This is a genomic window from Leisingera sp. F5 (genome assembly GCF_001593695.1).
This window is the reverse complement of sequence record NZ_LUKH01001384.1, coordinates 1-1,062: the sequence shown is the minus strand read 5'-3', so window position 1 is coordinate 1,062 and position 1,062 is coordinate 1. Positions and strand designations below refer to the sequence as shown.

The window sequence follows — 1,062 nt, the reverse complement described above, 5'->3', positions numbered from 1 at the left end:
ATCAGCGGCATATTGCGGATGGAAACCCGCTCCTCCAGCAGCAGACGCAACACCGAGTGAAGCGTATCCATCGGAACCTTGTCCGGCACCAGCGCATCCAGCAGCTTGCGGTTCGCTTCGGACCGGAAGTTATCGGAAAGCTGCGTCATCTCATCCAACAGGCGGCGCAGCGATTTGAGTGTCAGCAAGCGGGAGAAATTCTGTTTGATGATCTCCAGCAGATGGGTCGCCAGGATTTCCGGCGGTGTGACCACGGTAGCCCCGGCCAGGGCGGCCTGTTCCTGCGACTTGGCAGAAATCCAGCGGGCCGGCGCGCCGTAGACCGGCTCAGTCACATCAGTGCCGGGTGGCAGCGCGTCATGATTGTCCGGCATCAAGGCCAGAACCATGTCGGGATGCAAAGTGCCGCGCACCTGTTCAACCCCCTGCACTTTGACCACATAGGTGCCTCTTTCCAGCTCATGCTGATCAGTCAGCCGGATTTCCGGCAGGATCAGACCAAAGGTGGTGGCAATATGGGACCGCATGTTGGCTATGCGGGCATCAAGCCCGGTGCCGGCATCAAGAACCATGCTGACCAGATCGGGGGAAAACTCCAGATGCAGGTCATCCAGATCCAGAATATCACCAAGCGGCCGGGTTGCCGTCGGGTCTGCAGCTTCTTCGATTTTTTCCTCGATCTCCGCCTCTGCTTCGTCCTGCTTCTTCTTTGCCATCCGGAAAGCTGCGTAGCCCAGCACACTGCCTCCGGTCACGAAGGGCAGAAATGGCAGACCGGGAACCAATGCAAACAGGATCATCAGCACAGAAACAGTTGTCAGCGCGGCGGGATGGCGGCCGAATTGCTCGAACAGGGCGGTATCTGTGGCGCCGGTGGTGCCGCCGCGGGCCAGCAGCAGAGCTGCTGCAATGGAAATGATCACAGATGGGATCTGCGACACCAGACCATCGCCCACGGTCAGGATAGCATAGGTTTCAAACGCGCTGCCAACAGGCATGCCATGGACCAGAACGCCCATGATCAGCCCCATGACCAAGTTCAGCAAGGTGATCAAAAGCCCG

General features: G+C 58.9%; 1 protein-coding gene. It reads right to left on the bottom strand.

Annotated features, from left to right (window positions below):
- Positions 1 to 1,062 (bottom strand): FHIPEP family type III secretion protein (locus A2I95_RS41635; RefSeq protein WP_291738119.1); only part of this gene is annotated, 1,062 nt, incomplete at both ends.